This is a genomic window from Desulfosporosinus lacus DSM 15449 (assembly GCF_900129935.1).
In the GTDB taxonomy this organism is placed as follows: Bacteria; Bacillota; Desulfitobacteriia; order Desulfitobacteriales; family Desulfitobacteriaceae; genus Desulfosporosinus; species Desulfosporosinus lacus.
Window position 1 is genome coordinate 1 of the sequence record NZ_FQXJ01000027.1, and the last position, 25838, is coordinate 25838.

The following is a 25838-nucleotide window of genomic DNA, read 5'->3' on the forward strand; positions in this document are numbered from 1 at the left end:
GAGCGCTCATTCTTCGCGCTCTCGCTGTCCCCTACCTTACTGAACACTCAGTGTTAAGCATTAGACCGTTCGACTTGCATGTGTTAGGCACGCCGCCAGCGTTCGTCCTGAGCCAGGATCAAACTCTCCAAAAAAAGTTATCTCACTTCAATGAAGAAGATGATTCGCTCATGATTTCTTTTGAAACTCTTTCGAGTCTCTCTCATTGGCTGTCCTTGTTGTTTAGTTTTCAAAGACCATCATTTTCTTTGGCTGTTTAAGGCCAGAATTGCATCTTAGCATTTTCAACTCTCGTTGTCAATAGCTAATTTATTTATCTGATTGGTAAAGTTAGGAGTACTAAATCCCACTTATTCAACCGTTGTCGCGTCTTTGTGGCGCTCAGTTATAATGGCATTATAGCAATATGATGTCAACTAGTATTTCACCTTTTTAAAATTTTATGCTTGCCTCATGCTTTTTTTAAAAAAATTAATTTAAGTAAATGTATCCTAGCCACATCATTACAATATGTATTTTTAAACCGGAGTGTTACAAATATCTTCGAAAGATTATAATAATCCATCGACTCCGTACTATATCATGCACTAGACAACTACTCACAGGTATCGATTTTTCCCAACGTCGATGCCACATGGCTCCTAAGTATTGCCCAGTGAAATATGCTCCTACTAACATAAGATACGTCGATAATTCCCATCCAAGTCCCATCTGTATACGAAGAAACATAATAACTGGAACCGGTAAATGGACGGATAAAAACCACTGAACAGAAAATTTTTTGACATTTTCTCTCCAATAGCCAAATGGGATATTTAATAATATCACCGTCATTAGAATCATACTCAAGCCATCCTCTGCCTCCCTCCATAATAGAAGATCACCTATACGCACAAATCTTTTCTGAAATTATGTTTACGAAACACATTCTTACAATATACATTATGGGATGACTCTTATGAGAGGAGTGTGCTACAGAATGTCCATTCGTCCAATTATACTAATTATTTGTAGGCCCTGGATTTTGGCTGGCATCATAAGCTTGATCATTCTATTTATTGGGGCTGGCTCATTAAAATTAACATCGGCATTTTCTTCAAGTCTCAAAGATAAGGTAATTGTCATTGATCCAGGACATGGAGGGGCTGACCCTGGGGCACAAAATTCGGGGCTCAAGGAAAAAGACATAAATTTAGATATTTCTTTACGCCTGGGAAAGGTCCTAGAGTCCAAAGGATGTAAGGTTATTCTAACCCGCGAAGTAGATATGGATTTTTTCTTGCCAGGGTTTGTCAAAGGGCGCATGGCGAAACGAGCAGAGTTAAACACTAGAATTAAAATCGCCACAGAAAACAACGCTGATCTCTTTATTAGCGTTCACGCCAACAGCTTTCCCCAACGTAATTCTTACGGGATGGAAACCTATTACCACCTAAAATCATCAGCTGGAAAAGCACTAGCAGAAATCATCCATGAAAAACTTACACAGGTTCAACCTGATAATAAGCGAATAGCCAAAGCAGGCGATTATTACATAATTAATCAAGCCGAAATGCCCTCTGTGATTGTAGAAGTAGGTTTCATTTCAAACCCTCGGGAAAGAAAACTACTGCTATCAGAGGATTACCGCAACTTAGTGGCAGATGCCATAGGTACCGGAGTTGAACATTACTTCCAAGCGTTTCCGCAAGGGGTACAGGATAATTCACCAACTGCAGGACAAGAGGGACCTCCCACTATAAGTGAAAATACCTATAAGCTCTACTTTTCAAATGAAAACCTGGATAGTCTTGTTCCTGAGGATCGTCAAATAAACCAATCGGTCTGGACAAAACTTAACCTTTCACAAAAAGCGAGCCTTGTCATGAGCGAACTCATTCAAGGCCCTCTGTCAAGTAAACTAACGCCTACCATAGCTCCAACCACTAAATTACTTTCCGTGACTACTCAAAATGGCCTAGCCACTATCGACTTTAGCAAGGATATCCGGGATGATTTTCCTGGTGGGGCTTCAGGTGAAGACATGGCTATTAAATCAATCATTTGGTCAATGACGCAAATTCCTGGGATTACCAGTGTCCGTATTCTCGTTAATGGTGAATTTGGAGACTCCATTGGAGGACACATCCTCTTAGATCGGACATTTAACTCTCAACTTGATGTTTAAAGCGGTTGCATGTGAAATTTAATTTCATAACGATCGCTTAACCAATTCGCTTTCCATTCATCTAGTAACAGCACCGCATAATTTTCATCTTTATCAATCACAACCGTACTCATACTCGACTCAGTGAGAAGCTTAATGGTTTTTTCATCCTTTTCAACCCACCGTACGATTTCAAAGGGCAGGTGTTGAATACTGACATGTACTCCATATTCCTCACGCAATCTGTACTCCAACACCTCAAACTGCAATTGACCGACAACACCAATGATTGGAGCCTCTACCCCTACATGGAGATCACGGAAAACGTGGATAGCTCCCTCTTCTTGAAGTTCCTGAATTCCTTTAATGAATTGTTTGCGCTTTAAGGCATTCGCAATATTGATGCGGGCAAAGTTTTCAGGACTAAAAAATGGCATGGCTTCAAATTGTAATCCATCCTTTTCGGTAAGCACATCCCCAATTCTCAAAAGTCCGCTGTCATGCACTCCAATAATATCGCCAGCAAACGCTTCATCGAGAATCGTTCGTTCCTGGGCGAACAATTGTTGAGGCTGTGCCAGTCGGAGACGACGATGAGAACGCGTGTGAATAACATTCATTCCCCGTTCATAGCGGCCTGTACAAATACGGATGAAGGCAATTCGGTCTCTATGCTGGGCATTCATATTTGCTTGAATTTTAAAGATATATCCTGAAAAGCTTGGAGTTTCAGGATCCAGATCTCCAATATTTGTGCTTCTTGCTTGAGGTGCAGGGGCTAGTTCTAGGAAATATTGCAGGAAGTTTGGCACACCAAAGTTATTGAGTGCGCTTCCAAAAAATACTGGCGTCACTTCCCCACGATCCACGCGTTCCTGTGAGAAGGTATTTCCGGCCAAGTCTAGAAGATCAATTTCTTCCTTCAGCTGGTTAACCAGGATGTCCCCGATGCCTTCCTGTACCAATGGATCACTGAGCGCACCTGAAACAGGCGGTTTTCCACTGGATCTTGCGCTTCCTTCCATAAAGCGTTCGACCTGCCCAGTCTGACGGTCATAGATCCCCTTAAAATCTTGACCCATACCAATTGGCCAATTCATGGCATAGGATTCAACCCCCAGTACCTTTTCCACTTCATCCATCAGATCTAAAGGATCCTTAGCATTGCGATCAAACTTATTGATAAAGGTAAAAATTGGTATACCTCGTTTTCGACAGACCTGAAAGAGTTTCTTGGTTTGAGTTTCAACCCCTTTGGCAGCGTCAATCAGCATTACGGCGCTATCGGCTGCTGTCAGCGTTCGATAGGTATCTTCACTGAAATCTTGGTGCCCGGGAGTGTCGAGAATGTTAATGACGTATCCTTGATATTTAAATTGAAGGGCACTGGACGTAATGGAAATCCCCCGCTGCCGCTCAAGATCCATCCAGTCCGACGTAGCATATCGTTCTGCTTTTCTGGCTTTGACCGAGCCTGCTTCGCGAATCGCCCCTCCAAAAAGGAGCAACTTTTCAGTTAAGGTTGTTTTCCCTGCATCTGGATGAGAAATAATCGCAAAGGTTTTACGGGAAGAAATTTCTGATTTTAAATCCGTTTGGTTCAATGTTTTTAACTCCTTAACTTAACTTTTGTTATACATTCTATTCGAATTTTTAAATTAGTTTTTAATAGTATAAGTGTTAATTATACACGATATTATGTACATCCTCAATTACTTCCTAATCGTTGTGTTGCTGATCTGTGAAATTATCATCAAACTTGGCTGACGCCAAGCCGCAGGCACCGGCCATGGATGGCCAAGTGTCCCTGTGTCCATGAATGGCGAGAAGGGACCGAAGGCGGCAGCCTAGTGGTACTTTTGCTTAGAAAGAATATAATGCAAGTTTATACTTTTTGATAGTACAAAAAAAGCCCACCCATAGTTTTAGAAGCGAATTCTAACACTTAGGTGGGCTCTTAGTAATATTCAGAGCAATTGGTAAAAACCATTTTAAGAAAGTCAGGTAAATAGATAGATAGATAGTGGAGTTCCTAGCTTAGTGAACGCTTTCTAATAACCGGGCATGCTCAGAAAGCCATTTTTCTGCTGCATAATCTAAAGATAGAGTTCTAATAGTTTCCCAATCGATATCTCTTGTACTTAACACACGTAAGTCATATTCCTTAGAATACTGCCAGCATTCTTGACAGACGATCATCTCAACCCCCGGAAACTCCTCTGATTGCAGGTAGGTTAACATTGAGGCTTCCTCACTTCCGCAACGAATGCAACCAACGCGCTTAGCTGACCATTCATGCCCGCATATGGAACAGTGTACGTATCGATTCCCATTTGGCGGAGATAGAACCGATATACTTGCCAACTCACCACAGATGGGGCACGTCATACTCTGAGTGGGTGCCTTAGAACTATTTGCGACTTCGACTATTGTGTTTCGATACAGTTGCGCAACGCCACAAAGGGCAATCTGTAATCGGCTCAACAGTTCATTGTTCTTCACAGGTTTAAGTGCCATGAATTTGTTCCACGCATCCTGTAACATTGATTCGGATATTAATATATTGCTGACTCTATTCAACCTTTGACAAAGTTCCAGAACCGCCTTTTCTGGCAACTCCTTAATAGGATAGTAGGGAGGTACCTTGGCTGGACTCAGCCTATTGATCCAAAAAGAACCTCGCTCATCCTGCCAACGTTTAACTTCCTCCTTAAGGAGGCAATAGGTTTGAAAGGCGTTGTCCATCATAATTACTCCAATCATTTCAATTTATGCTTCTAGTTGTATATGAGGCGATCTCTCTCTCCTCATACATTCTTCTGCTCATTCATTGACTGTTCTTTCTTTAATCGTTCATACCATTCACGGTGATGAGCGCGTGCAAACTTAGTCGATACATAACCGTTGATCATGCCGGACATAGCCGCTCTCGAGTCTGGGTGTAAAAGTCCTAAATAGATATGCCCGATGGCAGCAGCCGTCATAATAAACATAGAGAGGTCGTGAACTGGATAAGCCCAACGTACCAGAGCAGGGGGGAACGAGGAGGCAAACCACATCACTACGCCGCTAAGAGTAATGAAAACAGTGCCGAAAATTGTGATCAACGAGTTAATTTTCTCTCCTCCGTTATATTTCTCTTGTTCTGGATAGTTGCCATGTCCACCGAAGAATTCTTTAGGAAAGGCACAGACGTGTTGCCAATCTGATTTTTTAAAACTAAAGACAAATTTTAACCATCTCCAATGATATCTCGGATTTCCAACAAAGAACATTAACCCTACTACGACAACAAAAAAGACTGCAGCAATACGGTGAATCAACTGAGCAACCTGTATCCCTCCAAAAATGGCCATTGCCGGTTGAAATGAGGTGCTGAGAACTCCTAGCCCAGTAAAGAGCAAAACAAAGAAGGAAATGGCATGAACCCAATGACTAAGGCGTTCTCCCGCACTAAAACGCAAAACTTTGTCTTCAACAATTCTCTTGGGCATTTGATTTCTTGTTTCCATTTTAAGTGCCATTAGTCTTTCCCTCCTTCTTTATGATCAGAATTACTGTAATTACCCCTAAACAGATTTGCAAAGACCCCAAGGACAACAGCTGCTGCGGCACCACCCACGGCCACAGTGCCAACTGGCCTGATCACATCTTTCCAGAGAGTCAGAGAGAGCGGAACCGTTGGATTAACTGGGAGATCGTATACTTCTGGGCTATCCAATAACAAATAGAGATACGTCGTTCCACCCATTTCCTTTTCTCCATAGAGCTGGGCCTTGGGATGAGTCTTTTGAACCTCAGCAAGACGCTTCTTCGCTTGTGTCAGCACAACGTCACGTTCACCAAAACTTAACGCACCCGGTTGACATGTATTAACACAAGCTGGCAGTAAATTATTCTCTACCCGATCAATACATCCAGTACATTTGTATGATTTCTTCTTGACTTGATCAACCTTAGGAACCCCAAACGGACAGTTTTCAACACAATACCCACAACCAATGCACTTCTCTTGATCGATCACAACGTACCCAGACTCAGTCTTCGTGATCGCATTCGAAGAACAAGCCTTCATACATGAAGGATCGGCACAGTGAAAACATTGCGCCTTGCGCATTAACCAATTCATTTTTTGATCTTCATATTTCTCGACGAAGGTCATATACGTCCAAGTCTTAGTGGTAAAAGCATTCTGAGTCTGATAGCTCGTCAGCAATTGAGTTTTCTCCGCTGGCAGTTCATTCCAGGCCTTACAGGCCACAGAGCAGGCTTTACATCCCGTACACAATGAAGTGTCAATTAAAACCGTTTTCCTCGCCATCAATTTGCCCTCCTTATATCGACTAGGCAAACTTTATACTCTGGAGTACCGGCTCCAGGATCCAATGCAGCAATGGTTATTTCATTAGTACTCGGTCCGGGGCTTAAGCTTGCAAAGCCCCAGCTCCAGGGCATACCGATGGTTTCAGTGTCTTTTCCGTTGACTTTGTAGGACTGCAGTCGATCCGTAACTAAAGCCCTGACGGTGATTTTGCCGCGTGCAGAAGAAACCTCGACCATATCCCCTTCAACAACCTTAATCTTTGCCGCTAGGTTTTTACTGATCTCTGCAAAGGGCTCCGGCATAATTTCATTCAGCCACGGAATATTACGCGTAATTCCCCCGGCACAGAAATGCTCGACCACGCCATAAGTGGTTAGAACATGTGGAAACTTATCTGACTTGCCGATCTGAGTCGATACAACCAAGGCACATGGACTGATTGAAACCTCGGGATGTAAGATATTTGTCGTTGGACTTTCCGTCGGTTCGTAGAATTCCGGAAGCGGTCCATCAACACATATCCCTGCCGGACGAATTCCGATGGCTGGAAGTCCATCAGCGGGGGCTTCCGCAGGCAATCCACTCATGTAAGTAGCGGCAAATAACCGACCCACTCCCTCAGGGTTCATACGGAAACTTAGCTTTCCTTCAGGCGTATCCGGTCCCTTGGTCTTATCGACAAGGTCCCCGCCATCATTTCCTGCCCAAACCTTAGCTGCCTCATCCCACCAAATAAGTTTGCGTTTAGCGTCAACCGGCTGACCCGCTTCATCACAGGAAGCACGGTTATAAAGAATACGAACATTTCCTGGCCAAGCAAAGCTCCAGTCTTTAAACAATCCCAGTCCTGAGGGGTCGGCATTGTTGCGACGTGCCGCCAAGTTCCCGTTCCCTGTAACACCTGCATATATCCAACATCCTGTAGATGCTGTACCAATCGGTGCTTTAAGATAATCCCCTATAGTCGGAAGGAGCTTACCAGTTGTCTCGTCATACCCACTTAGCTCCTGAAGTACTTTCAAAGCGCTTGTATGCTCACCATAGTCCCAACGGGCCTTTAGGATCGGGGCATCCTTGACATCTGTGCTCCCCGCATATAATTTGCGAATTTTCTTAAAGAGGTGATCCAGCATATCGAGGTCCGGTAACGATTCCCCCAGTGGCTCAAGCGCAGCGTCTTTCCACTGAATCCAGCGCGAGGAATTTGACATACTGCCGGCCTTTTCATAGACGAAGGCTGCAGGAAACATGATGACTTCTGTCTTAATATCTGCGGGATTCACCCCCGGTTCACGCCAAAACTGGGCAGTTTCAATCTCGAAAAGGTCTGATACGACTAACATATCAAGTTTGGTTAAAGCTGATCGTACCAGTTGCCGATCCGGAATAGAAACCAGAGAGTTAGATCCGACGTTAAAGAGGAGCTTAAACTGCTCTTTATTCATCATTTCAAAGAGTTTAACCATCGTCGCATTCACAGCGGGATTGGTCTTCGGTAAGAGGCTGAATCCGTAGTCATTATCTTTAGTGGCGTTTTCACCAAACCAAGCCTTAAGTTGAGCAACAATATGTTTTTCAAAAAATGACCCATTGCGTACCAGATAATCACGTAAAGTCTTATCCGTATTGATTGGGTGCGGTAAATAGCCCGGCAAGTTACTGACAAGGTTGGCCATATCTGTTGAACCTTGGACATTTGGTTCTCCACGCAGAGCATTGATGCCGCCTCCGGCTTTTCCGATGTTACCCAACAATAATTGAATGATTGCATAGGCACGAATTCCTTGAACTCCTGTGGTATGTTGAGTCATTCCCAGTGCATAAAGGATACTTGCCGGTTTCCCCTTACAGAAGACGTCCGCGATTTCCTTAATTTTTGCCGCAGGGATGCCTGAGATTTTTTCAGCTGTGTCAAACGTATATCTTGAATAGTGAGCTTTGAGCTTTGAAAACACGCTATCAGGGTCCTCAATACTTTCAGCTTTCAGAGGCTTCTTATCTGGCCCAAGTTGGTAACCCCAGCTTGCAGTGCCATATTTCCTCGTTTTGGCATCATAACCTGAAAAGAGGCCATCTTCTAATTTGTAATCTGTACTGACCTTGAGAAGAGCGTTAGTATAATTTAAAACATATTTCTGATCGTACAATTTTTGTTCAATAATATAATTAATAATAGCGCCTAGATAAGCTATATCCGTTCCCGGACGGATTTGGGCGAAGATGTCTGCCTTAGAGGCTGTACGCGTAAATCGTGGATCGACAACAATTATTTTTGCGCCGTTCTCTTTTGCCCGATTAATCCACTTCATAGCAATCGGATGGTTTTCTGCACAGTTACTTCCGGCAATTAAAAAAACTTCAGCATTTTTTAAATCAGACCAGGAATTTGTCATCGCACCGCGACCAAATGAAGGTGACAAACTTGCCACCGTGGGAGCGTGTCATATCCGGGCCTGGTGTTCATTGTAAGGAGTTCCGATCAGTTGGCAAAATTTCTTAATAAGATACGACTCTTCATTGTCCACTTCAGCAGAACCAAGGAAAGCGATTCCTTCTACACGGTTCACAGTAAGGCTTTCTGTCAGTCCGGTTTTCGCATTGACAATCTGATCGGCGACTTTCCAACTGGCATCCCTGACTTCTTTTGTCTTCTTCGCTACGATGTCCAGGGCCTCTTCCCAAGAAATATCTTCCCACTTATCAGCCCCAGGAGCGCGACGCCTTGGTTTTGTCACCCGGTCCGGTGAATTAGCGACACTCAGTAAACTTGCTGCCTTTGGGCAAAGAGTCCCCTCATTGGTCGGATGATCCGGATCACCCTCTAAGTGAATCAGCTTGCCCTCTTTCACATACAGTAGCATTCCACACCCACCGGAACAGAAGTGGCAGATGCTCGGAATCTTTTTGGTTCCTTCCAGTTTCAACGCATACCCTTTTGCCTCCGCAACGGCAGGATCAAATCCCAAGCCCGCAGCTAAAGCGGCGATGGAAAGTCCTGAAAGTTTAAAGAAACCACGACGAGAAACATCCATCTCTTTTCCTCCCTTAAAATGTTCATATTGTCTGCCTATGACCAAAATTAAATAATTAAGATTATGAAGAATGTTCTGATATTTCGATACATTCTTAGCTTAACTTTCTTTGTGTCTATAGTCACCATTAAGTAAATAAAGAAAATATTCTGTACATAAAGAATACTTGGCTGGCGCCAAGTATCCGAAAATGTGACCGCAAGCGTTCGCCTTAGTTGCTCCAATGCTTCAGCAAATAAATAACATACTTATAACCATTACCCCAGCACTAAAAATTCCCCCTAATTGTTTAGGGGGAAAGAGTTGAGATTAATGAATTTTTTCAATATCTTTTATGCTTAGATTAAGCACTGGATGATACAGTTTTACAGGTCTGCCTACTGTTCCGTATTTTAAATCAGTTGTCAAAGCTCCATATTGTTCTAGAAAATCAAGATATCTTCGAACCGTTACCCTAGTTAGATTCACTCCTTCAGCAACATTTTCAGACGAAACCGGTTCTTTCGTTTCGCTCAAAAAAGAGACAATTTGCTTTAGCGTAAGTTGATTTAATCCCTTTGGCAAGCCTTGTTGATCAATATAGAAATTTTGATTTTTTTTCTCATCTAAGATTATTTCCGGTTCTTCCGTCTGATTAGTCACCAAAGTTATCTTTTCTACTTGTGAGTCTTTTTGCATGGAGACCTTACTCATTTCATCTGCTATATCACCTAGTCGTTCAACCATCTGATTGAACGCAACTGCCAGTTCACCAATCTCTTTAGGACCAGAAACAGCGACTTTTTCAGTCAAGTGTCCAGTCGCCACATCACGAGTTCCGAGGGTGATTTCATGTATTGGACGGATAACAACTCTTTGAATAAAAAACCAAGTCAATAAAACAACGATCACCGTCAAGCCTAAGCCAAGCGATGCAACCCGGATTAATGAATTAACAATAAAGGCCTGGGTGTAACTTCTAGAAATCCCAACATAAAAAATTCCAATAATATCCCCATTACTGTCACGGATAGGCTCATAGGCTGTTTGATATAGCTGTCCGACGACATTCGCTTCACCTAGATAAATCTGTCCATCCTTCAAGACAGTTTGGGCAACTATATCCGACACCTTTGTTCCGACCGCTCTTTCACCATTTACGCTTCTTACTGTTGTAGCAACCCTGGTATCACCTAGAAACAGAGTCACGGTATCGCCCGTCAGCTCTGCTAAATGATCGACAAGTTCAGTGCTGTGAGAGATTTGAATTTCTCCTTTGAAGAGCATACCATCTTTTACATGCCAAGGGCCTGGCGTGCTAAATTCAATAATATCCATGCACGTGGCCAGATCAGTTTTGGCTTTAACAATTGCTGCATCAACTGCACCATGCTTTAAATGCCACCCTAAAACGAAGATTAAACTTGCCGCTAAGACAACTAAGGAACCAAGCATTAGCAAAAGAATCTGATGTTTAAGTGAACGCAATAGCACTCCTCCCTCGGAGATAAATCTTCTTTATTAATTCGTTGTCAAACTATTAAAAACCTTTCTTCTATTATACTATTTATTTATATTCCAAAAATGGAAGGAATTTACCATCTTAATGTTGAATTTGTTAAAAAACAAGTGAGGAATTAGGAGGGTAATTATGTCCTTATTTCGGGTTCTCTATGAAATTCTAAGTCAAAACGGTTGGGAATTTGATTTTGACAACAAGAATGGAATCATCAAACTTGAGATTAGCGGCATAAATACTGATTTTCACGCATTCCTTTTTGTTGATGAAGAACAAGAATCATTACTCTGCAATACTCATATTGATCAAAAAATCCCCCCCTCTAAACGCCTTGAAGTTTGTGATTACATGAGTCGTGTTAACTACGAACTGGTCAATGGTAACTTTGAAATGGATATGGATAACGGGGAGATAAGGTACCGTACATTTCTTGATCTGGCTGACGCTCGCCCTTCGCAAGACCAAGTACTAAACATTGTTTGGAACGGAGTCCTTGGATTTGACACATATTACCCTGGGCTAATGAAGCTCGTCTATGGTGATTACAGCGCAGAGGAGGCAGCCGCCTTTTGCTCTGATGAAGCGTAAAAGGAGTGGTACAAATACCGCTCCTTTTTTATCTGCATTAATTATTCAACTATTTGAAGTAACACTAAATCTAAGAAAACGCAGTCTATTCTGCTATGGGAATAATGTATATAAGAATCATTATATAATGCACGATACTGCCAGCACCAATAAACAAATGAAATATCTCATGAAACCCAAAGCGCTTCGGAAAGAAATCACAGATCTTAGTTGCATATATAATGGCACCTACGGTATAGGTAAGTCCTCCTATTGCCATGAGAATAATTGCACCCATCGGCAAGTTCTTGATAAGTTGCAAGAATGGAACCAACGCAATCCAACCTAACGACAAATAGAAAGCAGAAGATACATATCGAGGTGCATGGATAAACCAAATTTTTAATAACATTCCTATGAAGGCCAAGCCCCAAACAACACTTAGCATTGCCCAACGCCATGCCCCTTCCAGTCCATAGTAAAAAACCGGTGTATAGGAGCCTGCAATTAATAAATATATGGCTATATGATCGACCTTTTTCAAAAGAAGTTCTTTTTGAGGAGTTGTTCGAACCCAATGATAAAGCGAACTGGCACCGTAAAGCAAGATCATACTAACTCCATAAACCGTCATTGTTATAAGCTTAGAGATATTATTCTTACTCAGGATAATTAGGAATACTAGTCCAACAATTGCAGCCACAAACAAAACAAAATGAGTCCAAGTGTTTACCGGTTCCTTCATCTTCAAAACCATTTTGTATCCTCCCAACTATCCAAGTACTACTAAGTACATTCTAATTCTAAACCTTATAATCTATAAAATCAACTAGAATCAAACTTTAGGCCAAACAATTCTGAAAAGGAAAGGTCTCTATATTGTAGAAATAATTACCTGAGTAAGAAATCGTCATAAACACATAATAAGAATGTTCCAGTACACAAACATAAATTTAAAGGAGGGTACCTATCATGGCAGGAGAAAGAAACACTAATACACCCGCAACTAAAGGTGCTTCACAGCAATTGGATCAATTTAAGTATGAAGTAGCAAATGAAATGGGCCTTCAATTAGGTGGCGACCGCACAAGCCGTGAAAACGGTTCGGTTGGTGGTCAAATGACCAAACGCATGATTCAGTTTGCGGAAGAACACCTTAAAGGTGGAACCAAAATCTAACTTCCAATGTTAGTTACTGTTAAGAAGGATATCGAAAGATATCCTTCTTACTATTTTGTTTAAAACAACAAAAATTAAAAGGAGCTTTGAGCTCCTATTTAATCGTTCCGTCTGTTTCTTCAAGGTGTTTTTTCTTCGAAGCTAAATGGGCTTTTACATCTTTAATTTGGTGGGCACTTAACTCTTCAGCATTTTCCAATAAAAACTCTTCATTTTTATGAATGTTCCGGAGGGTCAATTCAATCTTTTTTAAATCCTCATTTTTTGTCTTATTGCCATCATTTCTTGGCATTGTCATCACCTCATAAATAGTTTATCCAAAGATAATTTATTAATCCGAGTTCTCTTCTTGAAAGGCTTCTCGAAGAATTAAATCTATTCTATGGGATCACTTGATAGTTAGTGGATGATCTAATCCAGAATGACAGTGTAGCTCATATGGGTAACTAGAATTATAAAAACCTGTATCTTCTATTAAAACAATAAAAGATACAGGCAACCAGTGTCTTAAGCTAAATTTTACTTGTAATTTGAGGCTCAGTCTTCAACGGAATATCCAGCATCCACTACAGCTTTAACAAGATTCGCACGTTCTGCATTTCCAGTTATGACAGCTTCTTTGCTCGCGAGATCGACTTTGACACTTTCAACGCCGCTTACCCCTTGCAGTGCTTTTTCAGCTCTCATTTTACAATGGTTACAGGTCATACCCTCAATTTTCAGGACGGTTTGGCTCATTTTTTCTCACCTCCCAGTTCAGAAGTCAGAGATCAGAGGCCAGAAGCCAGATGACAGTTAACTTCCGCAAAGATATAAGCATAGATTACCCTGATAAGGTTCAACTCAATTTTTTAATGACCAGTTACCTAAAAGTATTATTCAAAATTGAGTTATATCTTTATCCTCTTAAGTGCCCAGTAATGTACTTTCAGAGGAAAAATTACTCTAAATGCCATACTTCCTACTATAATTCTTAATTCTAAGCAACTAGCTTTTTATCATAGTTTTTCAACAGGAGAGAACTGGTTACTACGGACACTGACGAGAAAGCCATGGCCAGCCCTGCCCACTCGGGCGGTAATAGTTGTCCGGTTAAAGGATAGAGGACGCCTGCGGCAATCGGGATACCAATGACATTATAAATCAAAGCCCAGAATAGATTTTGCTTGATTTTACGAAGTGTTTTTCGCCCTAATCGAATCGCCCGTTCTACATCAAGCAGGTCATTGCGAACCAGCACCACATCCCCGGTTTCCTTGGCCACATCAGTCCCTGATCCGATGGCAATTCCAATATCGGCTTGAGCTAAGGCCGGAGCATCATTAATTCCATCTCCAACCATCGCCACCTTAAAGCCTTGGTCTTGATACTTTTTAATAATGCTGATCTTATCTTGTGGTAAGATTTCGGCAATCACCTCATCAATTCCGACCTGCTCACCGACAACAGCGGCGACTTTTTTATTGTCTCCAGTGATCATGAACGTCTTCAAGCCCAACTGATGTAGCCTTTTAATAGCCTCTTTCGTACTCTCTTTAACCACATCGGCCAGCGCGATTAGCCCGATTACTTGTCCACCTAAGGCTATAAAACTAGTCGTTCTGCCCGATTCGGCCAAACGCTGAAAGTCACGCTCTGACTCATTGACGTCTATCTTGTACTTATGCATCAGTTTAATATTTCCGATTAGTAAAGTTTGCCCTTCATAGGTACAGATAACGCCATAGCCAGCCTCTTCATGATAATTCTCGACCTCTTGAATTGCCAGCAGTTCCTTCTTTCCCTCTGCAACGACCGCCTGAGCCAAGGGATGAATCGAAGGATTCTCCCCTGCTGCAGCAATTTTCAGGACATTTTGTCTCGAATAATCCGCATAGGGTATGATATCCGTCACTTCGGGAGTTCCCTTAGTTAGTGTCCCCGTTTTATCGAACCCAATGGCTTGCAAATGAGCTATCCCTTCCAGAACTGCTGCAGATTTAAAGAGGATTCCTCTATTTAGCCCTACCCCACTGCCAACCATAATTGCCGTAGGAGTCGCTAACCCCAAAGCACAGGGACAAGCGATCACTAACACTGCAATGGCAGCCGTAAAGGCAAAAACAAACGTACTGTCAAGTACAACGTACCAAATCAAATAGGTGATAACCGAGATGGCAACTACTGTTGGCACAAAATAATTAGAAATCTTATCTGCCAGTCTCTGAATTGGAGGCTTTACTCCCTGAGCATCCTCGACCATTTTAATAATTCCCGAAAGAACGGTATCCTTACCCGTTTTAGTCGTTTTAACCTTGATACTTCCTGAACGATTTATGGTAGCCCCAATTACAGGGTCCCCAATTCCTTTGTCGACAGGAATGGATTCCCCAGTCAGCATTGCCTCATCAATGCTCGCTGATCCTTCGATAATCTCACCATCCACCGGTATTCTTTCTCCGGATTTAACAATGGTAATATCCCCAATTTTCAGATCTGTCGCAGCAACTTCCTGAACTTCACCACCGACCCATAGATGTGCTTTATCAGCCTGTAACTCCAACAGCTTTTTTAAGGCCTGACCTGCTCGCCCTTTTGCTTTGGCCTCAAGATATTTTCCAAAGCGTACAAATGTGATCAACAATGCCGACGTATCAAAAAAGTTAGGCCCTTCGAAAAAAATTGAGGGGATAAACATATGAAGGGTTGTCATTAGACTATATCCATAAGCGGCTGTAATCCCAATCGCAACTAAGACGTCCATATTAGCTGAGCGGTTTTTCAAAGCATGGTAAGCACCGCGATAAAAGGTCCAACCAGCTGTGAACTGGACGATAGTTGCAAGGATAAGCATTGTATACATTAGGGATCTTGACATGGGCAGGAACATAATTGGCATTATAGGCAAGGAAAGAATCGCACTGAAGATGAGCCAATTTCGTTGTCTAATGGCCGTACGATCATCTTGATTCTCGTCCTCATTGGCGATGGGGGTATACCCTGCATCACGAACCTGCTCGAAAATCTCCTTCATATTCACAACACCGGGATCAAACTCTACAGTCACTGTTTCACTCGCCAAATTAACGGCAACGTTCTGGACTCCCTGAGTTCCCTTAAGTTTTTTTTCAATCGCCAAAGCACAATTTGCACAGGTCATTCCGCCAACTTTAAATTGTTGCTTTCCATCGTCTGCACTCTGTGCGCCATACCCAAGATCTTTGATCTTCGTCAAGAGATCGTTTTCTTTAACCACGTCAGGGTCCATTTCCACTGTAAGTTTTTCAGTGGCAAAATTAACTGCGACTGATTTAACCCCCGGCATAGATTTAAGACCTTTTTCAATGGTCAAAGCACAATTTGCACAGGTCATGCCACTGATCTTGAAAAGTTGTTTTTGCTCCGCCTTGGAGGACATCCCCACTGTTTCATTAAGCTCTTCAGTATCTTCTGCTCTTGCCAATTCTTGTTCTTCTATCTGCTCCGAACTCACTTGATCGTCCAAACCAACGGCCATGTTTTCTAATGAATAACCAGCCTTTTCAATTTCCTGCTTAACATCCGACAAATTGACCTGAGCAGGGTCCCAAGTAAAAGTAGCCTTTGAATCTTCCAGTGATACCTGAACCTGTTCTACACTGGGGAACTTTTCTAGAATCTTAGTGACATGGTTAACACAATGCTGGCAGCTCATTCCATATACAGGAATCTCTTTATTCTCACGTTTTGCTTGTTCCATCATTTTAATCCTCCAAACTAAGATCCCAGTACTACCGAATCATGCGAAATATGGTCTTTAATACCTCATCAACAACCTGATCGTCATCCCCTTGGAGTCTCTCTTTAACACATGATTTCATATGCTTTTCTAGGAGTAATCGAGAAGCTCCATCCAGGGCAGATTGAGCGGAGGAGATCTGATTTAAAATATCATCACAGTAAACATGACGTTCAATCATCCCTTTAATACCACGAATTTGACCCTCAATTCGATTCATTCTAGTTACAAGTTCTTTGATTGTTTTATCGTCATGATGACTCTTTCGTTCATCTTGCTCCGTCACTTCACTCTCACAGACCGAACACTTGTGTATCTGCTTTTCTTCGGATTTCATCTTAATCACCTCTGTTTATATAGTATACCCCCCTATACCATATGTCAATTGAGAAATATTCATAGCTCATAGAATAAGTCATTATTAACACCTTTCCCAATTAGCTGTATACTATCCTCATTAACATCATTGAAGTTTTTATAAGAGCATTTTTTCTTAAAAAAGAAAGTGCTCAGCTAAGCTATATTATTTAATATTGCTCAACTGAAACACCTCAATTAGAAATTCTATATTCTATTTTGTTTAAACTTCACGAAAATGCAATCCCTTTTCTGTCCAATTCAAATCGAACAGCGTTAGCTATTTTTCCTGAAGAAATTAACTCCTTAGCCAGATTAAGCTCCATATACATGACACGATCTTCTTCAAGTGCAGCTACCTTAGACCTAACGAGCCGGTAAGCACCTTCACTTCCCTTGCCAAGTTGAAGTTCTTCTTTGCCGGTTCTGAGATCCAGACCTTGACAGGCTGCTAATAATTCCATCCCCAATACATGCCCTGTGTTTTCTATGATACTTCGGGCCTTGCGGGCTGCAATCGTTCCCATACTTACATGATCTTCCTGGTTTGCGGAGGAGGGGATCGAGTCCACACTGGCGGGATGGGCTAAAACCTTATTTTCCGAAACTAAGGAGGCGGCAGAATACTGCACGATCATAAATCCTGAATTCAAACCTCCGTTGGGGGTTAAAAATGCAGGAAGTCCGCTTAGGTTTGGATTAACCAAACGCTCTAAACGTCGTTCTGCGATATTGGCCAGCTCTGCCATTGCTATGCCAAGAAAGTCCATCGCCAAGGCAATAGGTTGACCATGGAAATTTCCACCCGAGAGAACTGCGCTTTCTTCCGGGAAGATTAATGGATTATCCGTGGCCGAATTGATCTCGGTTTCTACGACTTTTTTTACGTAGGCAACTGCATCTCCAGAAGGGCCATGGACTTGGGCAATACAGCGAAGTGCATAGGCATCCTGCACTCTGGGATGTTGTTCATTTGCTACGAAAGTACTTCCCTCTGTCAACTGGCGAATTTTTTTTGCAACGTCGTTTTGCCCCTTGTGAGGACGTACTGCATGAATTTTTGGATCAAAGGCATCAAGAATCCCCTCCAGCGCTTCGAGAGACAAGGCAGCTGTAATATTTGCTGACTCACATAAGATCTCAGCATCCCAGACAGCCAAAGCCGCAATTGCTGTCATAACCTGTGTTCCATTAATAAGGGCCAAACCCTCTTTTCCTTCCAGAACTACAGGCTCTATCCCGGCTTGCGCAAGGGCCTCCCGCCCATTCATGCGACGCTCTTTATAAAACGCTTCCCCTTCACCCAGTAAAACCAAAACCATATGGGACAAAGGGGCTAAATCTCCACTTGCGCCGAGCGATCCTTTCTCTGGTACGACAGGAACAATTCCAGCATTCAGCACATTAATCAATGTCTGGAGAGTTGAAAGTCGAATGCCTGAAAAACCTTTTGCTAAGGCATTTGCCCGAAGAAGTAAAATCCCCCTTACAACTTCCGGTGCTAGGGGTTCCCCTACACCCGTTGCATGGCTCATAATAAGGTTGCGTTGTAACTTTTTGGCATCATCTTTGGAAATTAGGACATCGCTAAATTTACCGAAGCCAGTAGTGATTCCATAGACGGTTTGATTTCCTTCGATTAATTGATCTACATACTCTCTGGATTTCAGAACTCTTTCCTTGGCTGTAGGGTGCAATTCCACCTTAGCGGCATACCGTGCAACCGCAACCACTTGCTCTAACGTAAGGGTTTCTCCATCCAAAGTGACTTTAGATTTTTCTGCTAAAACAACGCTCATGTTTTGTCCTCCTTTTAGAGCAATGAAAAAAGAGGATTAAGCTATAGACTTTCGTCTACAGCTTAGCCCTCAAACATCTAATAACTCTGAGCATACTCTATTTTATTGCAACTTTCTAAAATAAATACGTTAATGCAAGTTCAAACCTTTTACAGATGGTTTATTCCTAAACCACAAACCTCATGTTCATGCCCTTTAATAGGGGCACCAATCATTCCGTACATGCTGACAGCAATCCAGAGGTCATCTAAATCCTCCAGTATACGCGGCCCTTTGACAATTGCAAAGCGTAGTCCGACTGTGCGTAAAATATTTCCCAGCTGAAGCGGTCCCCGTCCTAACCCTTGCAGAGCATCAAGAATGGCATGATAAAGGGCATGTTGCGAGCGATAACTATCATCGGTTAGCCCCCCGCGTTTGGCTGCTGTTTCAACTGCCGCAATGATCTTTTGGACATCCATAGAGCCAACCTTACCGGTCACGACATCAAAGCCCTTTTCTCGAGCACGCGAAACATAGTCGTCAGTTTCATTTCCTTCAGCCATCGCAATTAGTAAGGCCGTTTTGCCAATAGATGAACAATGTATCATAATTGCCCCCTAATTAAAACGTGACTTTTCTTTTATCTCTTTTATCTATGTCAAGCCTCCGATTACTTCCTGATCGTACAGCTGACCCTACTCTTATCATAGACGAGAAACGCGCATCATTCAACAAAAATTTTCACTCGGGTTAATAATTTAAACCCCTGGGGCTGGCATATCTGGACCTAGACATATCTCCTTGTATTATAGAAATATTTTAAATACTCATCATGAAATGTTTCTTTCAAATGCTTTTCTTCTTGTACTATTAAGTGATGAATCGCCCAAATATTGAGGACGGCTATACCTAATGTTAAAATGTTGGGGTAAGTAACAAAAAGTCCGATAAACATCAAGTCAAATCCTACAAAAGCAGGATTTCTTGTTAACTGATAGATTCCATCAGTTACAAGAGATGATTGGGTACTTTTATCAATACCTACACGCCAAGACGTTTTCATCGAGATCATTGCCACAATGAAAATTGGTAAACCCAATGCCATGATCAGAATTCCTAAACCGCTCAAATAATCATTTCTAGCTAAAGGAACGATCCAGGAAGAAATAGCAGGTTCAAATAGGGAGAGTAAAAACCACATTCCCCCCCATATAAACGTTGTAGATTTTACAAATACTTCAGTTCTTCTTATTTGAGAATCGGTTTTACCTTTTGTGAGGACATTGGCCTGTATTTTATGCTTTTTCTTTAGAATCATTAATTTTGCCAAATAAGAGAAAAGAAATATTAGAAATAAGAGTAAAGATAGACTATTCTTTATATCCGACACAGGCTTATTCCTCCATAAAGTGAACTCGTTTAATCAAAGATGACATTGCCTCTTCACCCACTTCGCAAAAAGTTTATGGGTGAATAATTGGCGAAGGGCTGGTATACCGCCTCACACGAGTTGCATTCAATACTGCTAAAAGGGCTACCCCAACATCAGCAAACACCGCTTCCCACATAGTGGCAATTCCTAGTGCTCCTAAGAAAACAAAGCCTAGTTTAATCCCTAAAGCAAAGAAAATGTTCTGCCAAATGATCTTCTTTGTAAAACCAGCGATATTAATCGCAGTAAGGAGTTTTGCCGGTTGGTCTTCCATGAGTACCACATCTGCGGCTTCGATTGCTGCATCTGATCCCAATCCACCCATAGCTATTCCTACATCTGCACGTGTAAGAACTGGAGCGTCATTAATTCCGTCCCCTACAAAGATAACCTTCTCATTACTGCCTTTTTCGGCCATCAGACTTTCTAACCAAGCAACCTTATCTTGGGGCATTAAATCCGCATGGAATTCTGAAACCCCTAAATCATCCGCCACGCTTTGGGCTACCGCCTGAAGATCTCCTGTCAACATGACAGTTTTAATTCCTGAGTTCTCTAAAGCTTGAATGGTTTCCTTGGCCCCAAGCTTTAGACGATCAGCAATAAGAATATACCCCGCATATTCCCCTGAAACCGCTATATGAACTAGAGTCCCAGCTTGCCCATAGTTCTCAGTATCGGGAATCCGAATACCGGCTTCCTTCAATAGAACGGCCTTTCCTACTAAAACGTCATACCCTTTGATTTTTGCTTGGACTCCTTTTCCGCTTATTTCCTGGTAGTCCTCAACGATCCCTGGTTCAAGGGGTAATCCGTAACTATCACGAATCGATTGGGCAATTGGATGACTGGAATGGATTTCCGCTGCCGCCGCAATCTCCATGAGAAACTCAGAGCTATATCCTGTCGCCGGGCTTAGTTTTACAACTTGGAAGACTCCTTGGGTTAGCGTCCCTGTTTTATCAAAAACAACCGTCTTAACCTTGGTCAGCGCTTCAAGGAAGTTCGCCCCCTTAACTAGAATACCCTGTCGTGATGCTCCTCCGATACCGCCAAAATACCCTAAAGGAACCGAGATTACTAAGGCACAAGGACAGGAAATCACAAGAATTGTTAAGGCACGATATATCCATTCACTGAACGACCCTGCCCCAAGAAGGGGGGGAATTACCGCAATTCCCAAAGCGATTAACACCACTGCCGGTGTGTAATAACGAGAAAATGTAGTAATAAACTTCTCTGTGGGTGCTTTACGAGAGCTGGCGTTTTCCACAAGGTCCAGGATTTTTTGCACAGAAGACTCAGCATAGGGTCGAGTAACTCGAACTGTGAGCACACCACTTGAATTGACCATCCCAGACAAAATCGTATCTCCTGCTCCAATATTCCTTGGAACTGATTCTCCAGTCAAGGCTGAAGTGTCCACAAATGATGAACCTTGAACAACTTCCCCGTCCAGTGGAACCTTTTCACCCGGACGAACTAAAATTGTTTGCCCAACTTGAACATCTTCAGGGGCGACCTTGAGAACCTCTAATTGATGAACGAGGTTTGCATAATCTGGCCTAATATCCATTAGGGCTTGGATTGAGTGTCGAGAACGGTTCACCGCCAAGTCCTGAATATACTCGCCAACTGTATAAAACAACATAACCCCAACTGCTTCCGGCAATTGATTAATGGCAATTGCTCCGATCGTGCCTATAGACATCAGGAAATTTTCATCAAACAATGCCCCTTTAGTAATATTTCTCAGGGCTGTATATAAAACTTCATATCCGACCAGAACGTAAGCGGTTAAAAAAATCGCATATTCTAAGACCCAAAAGAGATTGAACCCAAGTATTGGTAATAGCAGTCCTATAGCAAGCAAAACGCTTGCAACAACCATACGAATTTTTTGCCACTGACCATCTGCGGAGCTTTCCTCTTGTTGCAGGCTCTTACCTAGTTGGTTTACTGGTTTTAATATTACGCCTGGCTCAATTCGATCAATAATACCTTGGGCAACCTCAACGGCTGTTAAAGGCAGATAGACCGTCTGGGTAGCAAAATTTAAGGAGGTTTCTCCAATCGTTTCTTCAGAGCAAAAGGCTCTTTCAATTTTTAGTGCACAATTTGCACAACTTAAACCTTCTAAACGGTACTTAATCCGTTCTTGACTATGTTGTTCTAGACTCATTCTTTTCTCCTCCAAACCAAATATCTTAAATTGTTAGCTGCTGCGATGTCGAGGTTCGAAGTCACAGTTTAAATATCGCTCTGCCAAATGTCAGTAAGTTTCCTTACGCCCCTCTGAAATGTGCTCCAGGCCTTCACGGTAAAGTGCCATAACGTGGTCGTCATCTAAAGAGTAATAAACCATTTTTCCTTCCCTGCGATACTTTACAAGATTGTCACTCCGAAGAACACGCAATTGATGGGAGGTAGCCGATTGACTCAGTCCCAAAAGTTCCGCTAAGTCACAGACACAGAATTCGTTTTTTGCTAAGGCGTCCATGATTCGTACCCGTGTAGGATCTCCAAGAGTCTTAAATAAATCAGCTAAATGATGGGCCTGTCCCCCTGGGATGAGTGTTTTACGAACTGATTCGATCAAATCAGTATGGACACATAAGATTTCACACACTGGGCTATCTGAGGACTGTGTTCTAGATTCCGAAAGGCGATTCTCCGGTTCCTCCGTATTTCTAGCCATGGTAAAGCATCTCCTTATATATGATTATATGTTCATATGTATATTATACCGAATAACTATTTTTTATCAATCCTTTTACCTCGGGATTTCAGATTAATTTTAAGACTTCAGGATGTTCTTCATAAAATAAAGACAGTACCGCATATGATATGTTCCTGAAGAATTTGATAACCACTGAGATTAGAAAATTAAATAAAATTAAGCTGCCAAAACCCAATGAAAAATCGAGCAATAGCAGCTTAACTAGTTTTTATGGAAACTTTTTTTTGCAGAATTCAATTAGTACTTATAGCATTTTTATCTGTAGGAAGTTATAAAAGCACTAAACAGACTTCTAATATCATATTGATACTGATTGATGGGACTAATCTCCTTATTGATTCCAAACAATTTGTAGACAGCAATCCTTGCCGAACGTATAGAGTATTCTTCAGTGAAGACAACATCATCCGGTATTTCGCAAAATTGACCGACAAAGGCCAAATTGGTCGACCCTTCAGGAATGATTTGCGGTCTGTCTCCAATGGCTCTGGGCATGAATTGAGACGTGATAAATGGCATCATACAAGGTATACAAATAGCTGATTTTAAGATCGCTTCATGATCGTTCTCAAATTTCAGATGATATAGCAGCTCAGTTAGAATCTCCTCACCAGTGCATTCACTCATCTTTTTCTTAACATAATTCCCAACATTGTCAGGATATAGCCCATACCCCCAAAACACCTTGACCTTTCCAGGCTGGTTTAAAAAGTGGGGTTGATAGGCCAGTACGATAGACATCAGCCAATTGGAATCTTTAAAGGTAACCAGAGCTCCTGAGCCCGCCTTATTACGAGAAAATTCCTCCATCAAGTCAAAGAATCCGGAATCTTGACATGTGACTGTGAAAGATTCCCACTTTGAGCCGGCGATATCGTTATCAAAAGAAGCTGGGTTTCCTAAACTCGGCTTTTTCTTAGCGATTGTATCCCACAATTTCCAAGAGTTCCCCTTACCGTTCAGAACAGGCACTTCAGTCATCGACCCCAAGCTGTAGCCATCCGTCATGGATCCGTTTGTGACGATAACCCGGTCTCCTTCATTAAGCTCGATCAATCCTGTAACATCGTCTTTAGTATAATGAATTGCAGTTACGGTAATACCATCTGAATCTTTAAAGTCCAGATCTGTCACAGTACATTTCATTTCAAAATCAACTTCGTGCTGATCTAAATATTTTTTTATTGGCAGAATGATTGAATCATATTGATTATACGGGGTTCTCGTGACCCCTTCTAAAGTCTGAATCCTTGGGAACTCATGCATAAAACGAATCATATAGCGTTTTAATTCGACCGCACTGTGCCAAGGTTGAAAAGCGAAGGTAGTCGCCCACATATACCAGAAGTTGGTCTCAAAGAAATGATTGCTAAACCAATCACTAATTCTCGCCTTACCCATCTTTTCCTCAGGGGTAATAATTAGTTTGGCCATAGCTAGGCGATCACTAAGATCAAACCCCATTGACATAACATCTTCTATCTCACCGTCTTTGTTAACCAGCCGAGCCTTAGCATGAGTCGGATGTGCCCTGTCGAATTCCAAAATTTCGGTTCTCACCGATCGATTTGCATCATCCAGAGAGGGTATAGAACTTAATAACTCCCAAGTGTTCTCATAAGTTTCGTCATTGAGCATTCTTCCGCCGCGAATAACATATCCCTGCTCGGAATCTCCAGCCCCATCATTGCTTCCGCCGATAATTTTCATTTCTTCGATAATATGAATATTCTTGCCCGGAAAAGCGCAATCCCGAATCAAATAAACCGCACCGGCCAGAGAAGCTAACCCGCCACCAACAAAATAAACCTGTTCTTTTTCATATTTCATTATACCTGACCTCCATCATTTTGTTTTTGATCTTCTTTCGATCCGACACTTTATTTATAACCTTTTGAAACCCAAATGAATATGAACATAATACTCGAAGTGTTTAATTTTTTTACATTGCAAAGAATTTGTATAGTTTTTTATATTAGTTCTAAAGAAAACGTGCAAATGCTTAAAACAAATTCAAAAAAAAACCTACAGACGAAAACACTCTCTCAAGTGTCAAGTCTATAGGTTCTGATTAAATCACCATCTTTGTTATAACTAATTACTGCTTTTTTCGTATCGTTTTAGTGCGCTGGCAAAATTCCCCTCCACCAGTTCGCTTAGTTTTTCTACGATAACTTCAGGTTTTTCCCTCATATCTGTTTTCATCCATTGAATCACCAACCCGATAAAAGCCAGTGTATAGAAATCTGCTATGAACTTCTTATCCTCGTCCTTAACCTTCATGTCTTTAGATACTTCATTGACCACACCCATTAGTAATTCAAACGAAACCGAATGTAGAAAGGAGTCTAGATGATCTCGTCCTAAAGATTTTAAGGTATTTAGGCAAAAAGCCTTATTCTTCTCGATATAAAGGAAGATTTTTAAAAACCCATCCTCCCAAGTCGTATAAGTCTTGTAGTTGGCTATACTCTCTACCGCTTCTGTTGTATAGATCCAACCTAACAAATCAAAAATATCCTGAAAATGATAGTAGAAGGTTTGACGATTAAGCTCGCAATCATCAACAATTTCTTGAACCGTAATCTTGTTCAGGGGGACCTTTTCCATCAAACGCTTTAAAGAGGTTGCCAGCGCTTTTTTGGTCAATGATGACCTTGGCATTCTTCTTCCACCTTTTTATAAGTATATTTAGCCACACTCGCCTATGACTTGCAAAAGAGATAGCGATTAGTACATCTCAATTATAGCATAATCAAGTAGTCTTCCTGGCTATGTTCCCCTTTACTTTTGCTAATTTTAGGATCTTTTAAAATATGAAACTTTTATCTTATTAGGTAGAATGTATCTTCGGGACGCTGTCATTCCCGGTATAATCAAAGTGGTATAAAGGTTTAGAAAAAAAGCCATTGATTCATCACAAGATGAATCAATGGCTTTTTTTCTAATTATTCCTTCTTAACACTCATCAATGTCTCAGGGATTTAGCGTAAGCCTCCACCGGAGACTTACGCCACTTAAGAAT

General features: G+C 41.8%; 22 protein-coding genes and 1 rRNA gene. 3 read left to right on the forward strand and 20 right to left on the reverse strand.

Annotated elements, in window-relative coordinates; genetic code table 11:
* Together BUB11_RS27925 and BUB11_RS23330 are read right to left on the reverse strand one after the other, a co-directional pair.
* Positions 1-134: ribosomal RNA gene (locus tag BUB11_RS27925) — 16S ribosomal RNA — on the reverse strand; the annotation flags it as partial.
* Positions 135-531: 397 nt separating this feature from the next.
* The gene (locus BUB11_RS23330) at positions 532-843 is read right to left on the reverse strand and encodes a hypothetical protein (protein ID WP_073032696.1); all 312 of its coding nucleotides are present in this window, start codon (positions 841-843) and stop codon (positions 532-534) included.
* A gap of 136 nt (positions 844-979) precedes the next feature.
* Here BUB11_RS23330 and BUB11_RS23335 point away from each other — a divergent pair, with 136 nt between their 5' ends.
* Positions 980-2167, forward strand: a complete 1188-nt coding sequence (locus BUB11_RS23335; protein WP_073032698.1) for an N-acetylmuramoyl-L-alanine amidase — start codon at positions 980-982, stop codon at positions 2165-2167.
* Here BUB11_RS23335 and BUB11_RS23340 read toward each other — a convergent pair.
* The 6 genes from BUB11_RS23340 to BUB11_RS23365 form a co-directional block, all read right to left on the reverse strand.
* Positions 2164-3750 carry a peptide chain release factor 3 gene (locus BUB11_RS23340; protein ID WP_073032700.1) on the reverse strand — a complete coding sequence of 529 codons (1587 nt, stop codon included), beginning with the start codon at positions 3748-3750 and terminating at the stop codon, positions 2164-2166. The two genes, BUB11_RS23335 and BUB11_RS23340, sit on opposite strands and share 4 nt — an antisense overlap.
* 433 nt (positions 3751-4183) lie before the next feature.
* A complete protein-coding gene (locus tag BUB11_RS23345; RefSeq protein WP_073032701.1) occupies positions 4184-4909 on the reverse strand; it encodes a formate dehydrogenase accessory protein FdhE domain-containing protein in 726 nt (241 codons plus the stop codon).
* A gap of 44 nt (positions 4910-4953) precedes the next feature.
* The gene (locus BUB11_RS23350; RefSeq protein WP_073032703.1) at positions 4954-5670 is read right to left on the reverse strand and encodes a formate dehydrogenase subunit gamma; all 717 of its coding nucleotides are present in this window, start codon (positions 5668-5670) and stop codon (positions 4954-4956) included.
* The gene (locus BUB11_RS23355; RefSeq protein WP_073032706.1) at positions 5670-6467 is read right to left on the reverse strand and encodes a 4Fe-4S dicluster domain-containing protein; all 798 of its coding nucleotides are present in this window, start codon (positions 6465-6467) and stop codon (positions 5670-5672) included. Before BUB11_RS23355 ends, BUB11_RS23350 begins: the two co-directional genes overlap by 1 nt.
* A complete protein-coding gene (gene fdnG, locus BUB11_RS23360) occupies positions 6467-9502 on the reverse strand; it encodes a formate dehydrogenase-N subunit alpha (protein WP_084110500.1) in 3036 nt (1011 codons plus the stop codon). Before fdnG ends, BUB11_RS23355 begins: the two co-directional genes overlap by 1 nt.
* Positions 9503-9811: 309 nt before the next feature.
* Positions 9812-10969, reverse strand: coding sequence for a cache domain-containing protein (locus BUB11_RS23365; protein WP_073032708.1), 1158 nt, complete (start codon positions 10967-10969; stop codon positions 9812-9814).
* 163 nt (positions 10970-11132) lie between these two features.
* Here BUB11_RS23365 and BUB11_RS23370 point away from each other — a divergent pair, with 163 nt between their 5' ends.
* Positions 11133-11588 carry a YbjN domain-containing protein gene (locus tag BUB11_RS23370; protein ID WP_073032710.1) on the forward strand — a complete coding sequence of 152 codons (456 nt, stop codon included), beginning with the start codon at positions 11133-11135 and terminating at the stop codon, positions 11586-11588.
* An 85-nt stretch (positions 11589-11673) separates the two neighbouring features.
* Here BUB11_RS23370 and trhA read toward each other — a convergent pair whose 3' ends face one another.
* On the reverse strand, positions 11674-12324 hold the full coding sequence (trhA, locus tag BUB11_RS23375; protein WP_200797981.1) for a PAQR family membrane homeostasis protein TrhA: 651 nt from the start codon (positions 12322-12324) through the stop codon (positions 11674-11676).
* 215 nt (positions 12325-12539) lie between these two features.
* Here trhA and BUB11_RS23380 point away from each other — a divergent pair, with 215 nt between their 5' ends.
* Positions 12540-12746 (forward strand): alpha/beta-type small acid-soluble spore protein, encoded by a 207-nt coding sequence (locus BUB11_RS23380; protein ID WP_073032711.1) that lies wholly within the window; start codon positions 12540-12542, stop codon positions 12744-12746.
* 94 nt (positions 12747-12840) lie between these two features.
* On the opposite strand, the gene BUB11_RS23385 is transcribed toward BUB11_RS23380, so the two are convergent.
* From BUB11_RS23385 to dhaS, 11 genes are all read right to left on the reverse strand, one after another.
* Positions 12841-13038: a hypothetical protein gene (locus BUB11_RS23385; RefSeq protein ID WP_073032712.1), complete on the reverse strand. Its 198-nt coding sequence runs from the start codon at positions 13036-13038 to the stop codon at positions 12841-12843.
* 245 nt (positions 13039-13283) lie between these two features.
* Positions 13284-13484, reverse strand: coding sequence for a CopZ family metallochaperone (locus BUB11_RS23390; RefSeq protein ID WP_073032713.1), 201 nt, complete (start codon positions 13482-13484; stop codon positions 13284-13286).
* A 241-nt stretch (positions 13485-13725) separates the two neighbouring features.
* Complete coding sequence (locus BUB11_RS23395; protein WP_073032714.1) at positions 13726-16467, reverse strand: heavy metal translocating P-type ATPase; 2742 nt, start codon at positions 16465-16467, stop codon at positions 13726-13728.
* Between the two features lie 28 nt (positions 16468-16495).
* Positions 16496-16840, reverse strand: coding sequence for a metal-sensitive transcriptional regulator (locus tag BUB11_RS23400; protein ID WP_073032715.1), 345 nt, complete (start codon positions 16838-16840; stop codon positions 16496-16498).
* Between the two features lie 250 nt (positions 16841-17090).
* Positions 17091-18659 carry a histidine ammonia-lyase gene (gene hutH, locus BUB11_RS23405; RefSeq protein WP_073032716.1) on the reverse strand — a complete coding sequence of 523 codons (1569 nt, stop codon included), beginning with the start codon at positions 18657-18659 and terminating at the stop codon, positions 17091-17093.
* A gap of 149 nt (positions 18660-18808) precedes the next feature.
* Complete coding sequence (gene hutP, locus BUB11_RS23410) at positions 18809-19249, reverse strand: histidine utilization transcription antiterminator HutP (protein WP_073032717.1); 441 nt, start codon at positions 19247-19249, stop codon at positions 18809-18811.
* Positions 19250-19428: 179 nt separating this feature from the next.
* Entirely contained in the window at positions 19429-19959 is a 531-nt protein-coding gene (locus tag BUB11_RS23415; protein WP_084110504.1) for a methyltransferase family protein, read from the reverse strand.
* Between the two features lie 145 nt (positions 19960-20104).
* The gene (locus tag BUB11_RS23420) at positions 20105-22255 is read right to left on the reverse strand and encodes a heavy metal translocating P-type ATPase (RefSeq protein WP_073032719.1); all 2151 of its coding nucleotides are present in this window, start codon (positions 22253-22255) and stop codon (positions 20105-20107) included.
* Between the two features lie 90 nt (positions 22256-22345).
* Positions 22346-22771, reverse strand: a complete 426-nt coding sequence (locus BUB11_RS23425; protein WP_073032720.1) for an ArsR/SmtB family transcription factor — start codon at positions 22769-22771, stop codon at positions 22346-22348.
* 297 nt (positions 22772-23068) lie between these two features.
* The gene (locus tag BUB11_RS23430; protein ID WP_073032722.1) at positions 23069-24643 is read right to left on the reverse strand and encodes an oleate hydratase; all 1575 of its coding nucleotides are present in this window, start codon (positions 24641-24643) and stop codon (positions 23069-23071) included.
* Between the two features lie 264 nt (positions 24644-24907).
* Positions 24908-25477: a dihydroxyacetone kinase transcriptional activator DhaS gene (gene dhaS / locus BUB11_RS23435; protein ID WP_073032723.1), complete on the reverse strand. Its 570-nt coding sequence runs from the start codon at positions 25475-25477 to the stop codon at positions 24908-24910.
* Positions 25478-25838: the final 361 nt, after the last annotated feature.

Coding starts and splice junctions, on each gene's coding strand:
- BUB11_RS23330 (WP_073032696.1), bottom strand. CDS start 843: ATGATTCTAATGACGGTGATATTATTAAATATCCCATTTGGCTATTGG.
- BUB11_RS23335 (WP_073032698.1), top strand. CDS start 980: ATGTCCATTCGTCCAATTATACTAATTATTTGTAGGCCCTGGATTTTG.
- BUB11_RS23345 (WP_073032701.1), bottom strand. CDS start 4,909: ATGATTGGAGTAATTATGATGGACAACGCCTTTCAAACCTATTGCCTC.
- BUB11_RS23350 (WP_073032703.1), bottom strand. CDS start 5,670: ATGGCACTTAAAATGGAAACAAGAAATCAAATGCCCAAGAGAATTGTT.
- BUB11_RS23355 (WP_073032706.1), bottom strand. CDS start 6,467: ATGGCGAGGAAAACGGTTTTAATTGACACTTCATTGTGTACGGGATGT.
- BUB11_RS23370 (WP_073032710.1), top strand. CDS start 11,133: ATGTCCTTATTTCGGGTTCTCTATGAAATTCTAAGTCAAAACGGTTGG.
- trhA (WP_200797981.1), bottom strand. CDS start 12,324: ATGGTTTTGAAGATGAAGGAACCGGTAAACACTTGGACTCATTTTGTT.
- BUB11_RS23380 (WP_073032711.1), top strand. CDS start 12,540: ATGGCAGGAGAAAGAAACACTAATACACCCGCAACTAAAGGTGCTTCA.
- BUB11_RS23385 (WP_073032712.1), bottom strand. CDS start 13,038: ATGCCAAGAAATGATGGCAATAAGACAAAAAATGAGGATTTAAAAAAG.
- BUB11_RS23390 (WP_073032713.1), bottom strand. CDS start 13,484: ATGAGCCAAACCGTCCTGAAAATTGAGGGTATGACCTGTAACCATTGT.
- BUB11_RS23395 (WP_073032714.1), bottom strand. CDS start 16,467: ATGATGGAACAAGCAAAACGTGAGAATAAAGAGATTCCTGTATATGGA.
- BUB11_RS23400 (WP_073032715.1), bottom strand. CDS start 16,840: ATGAAATCCGAAGAAAAGCAGATACACAAGTGTTCGGTCTGTGAGAGT.
- hutH (WP_073032716.1), bottom strand. CDS start 18,659: ATGAGCGTTGTTTTAGCAGAAAAATCTAAAGTCACTTTGGATGGAGAA.
- hutP (WP_073032717.1), bottom strand. CDS start 19,249: ATGATACATTGTTCATCTATTGGCAAAACGGCCTTACTAATTGCGATG.
- BUB11_RS23415 (WP_084110504.1), bottom strand. CDS start 19,959: ATGATTCTAAAGAAAAAGCATAAAATACAGGCCAATGTCCTCACAAAA.
- BUB11_RS23420 (WP_073032719.1), bottom strand. CDS start 22,255: ATGAGTCTAGAACAACATAGTCAAGAACGGATTAAGTACCGTTTAGAA.
- BUB11_RS23425 (WP_073032720.1), bottom strand. CDS start 22,771: ATGGCTAGAAATACGGAGGAACCGGAGAATCGCCTTTCGGAATCTAGA.
- BUB11_RS23430 (WP_073032722.1), bottom strand. CDS start 24,643: ATGAAATATGAAAAAGAACAGGTTTATTTTGTTGGTGGCGGGTTAGCT.
- dhaS (WP_073032723.1), bottom strand. CDS start 25,477: ATGCCAAGGTCATCATTGACCAAAAAAGCGCTGGCAACCTCTTTAAAG.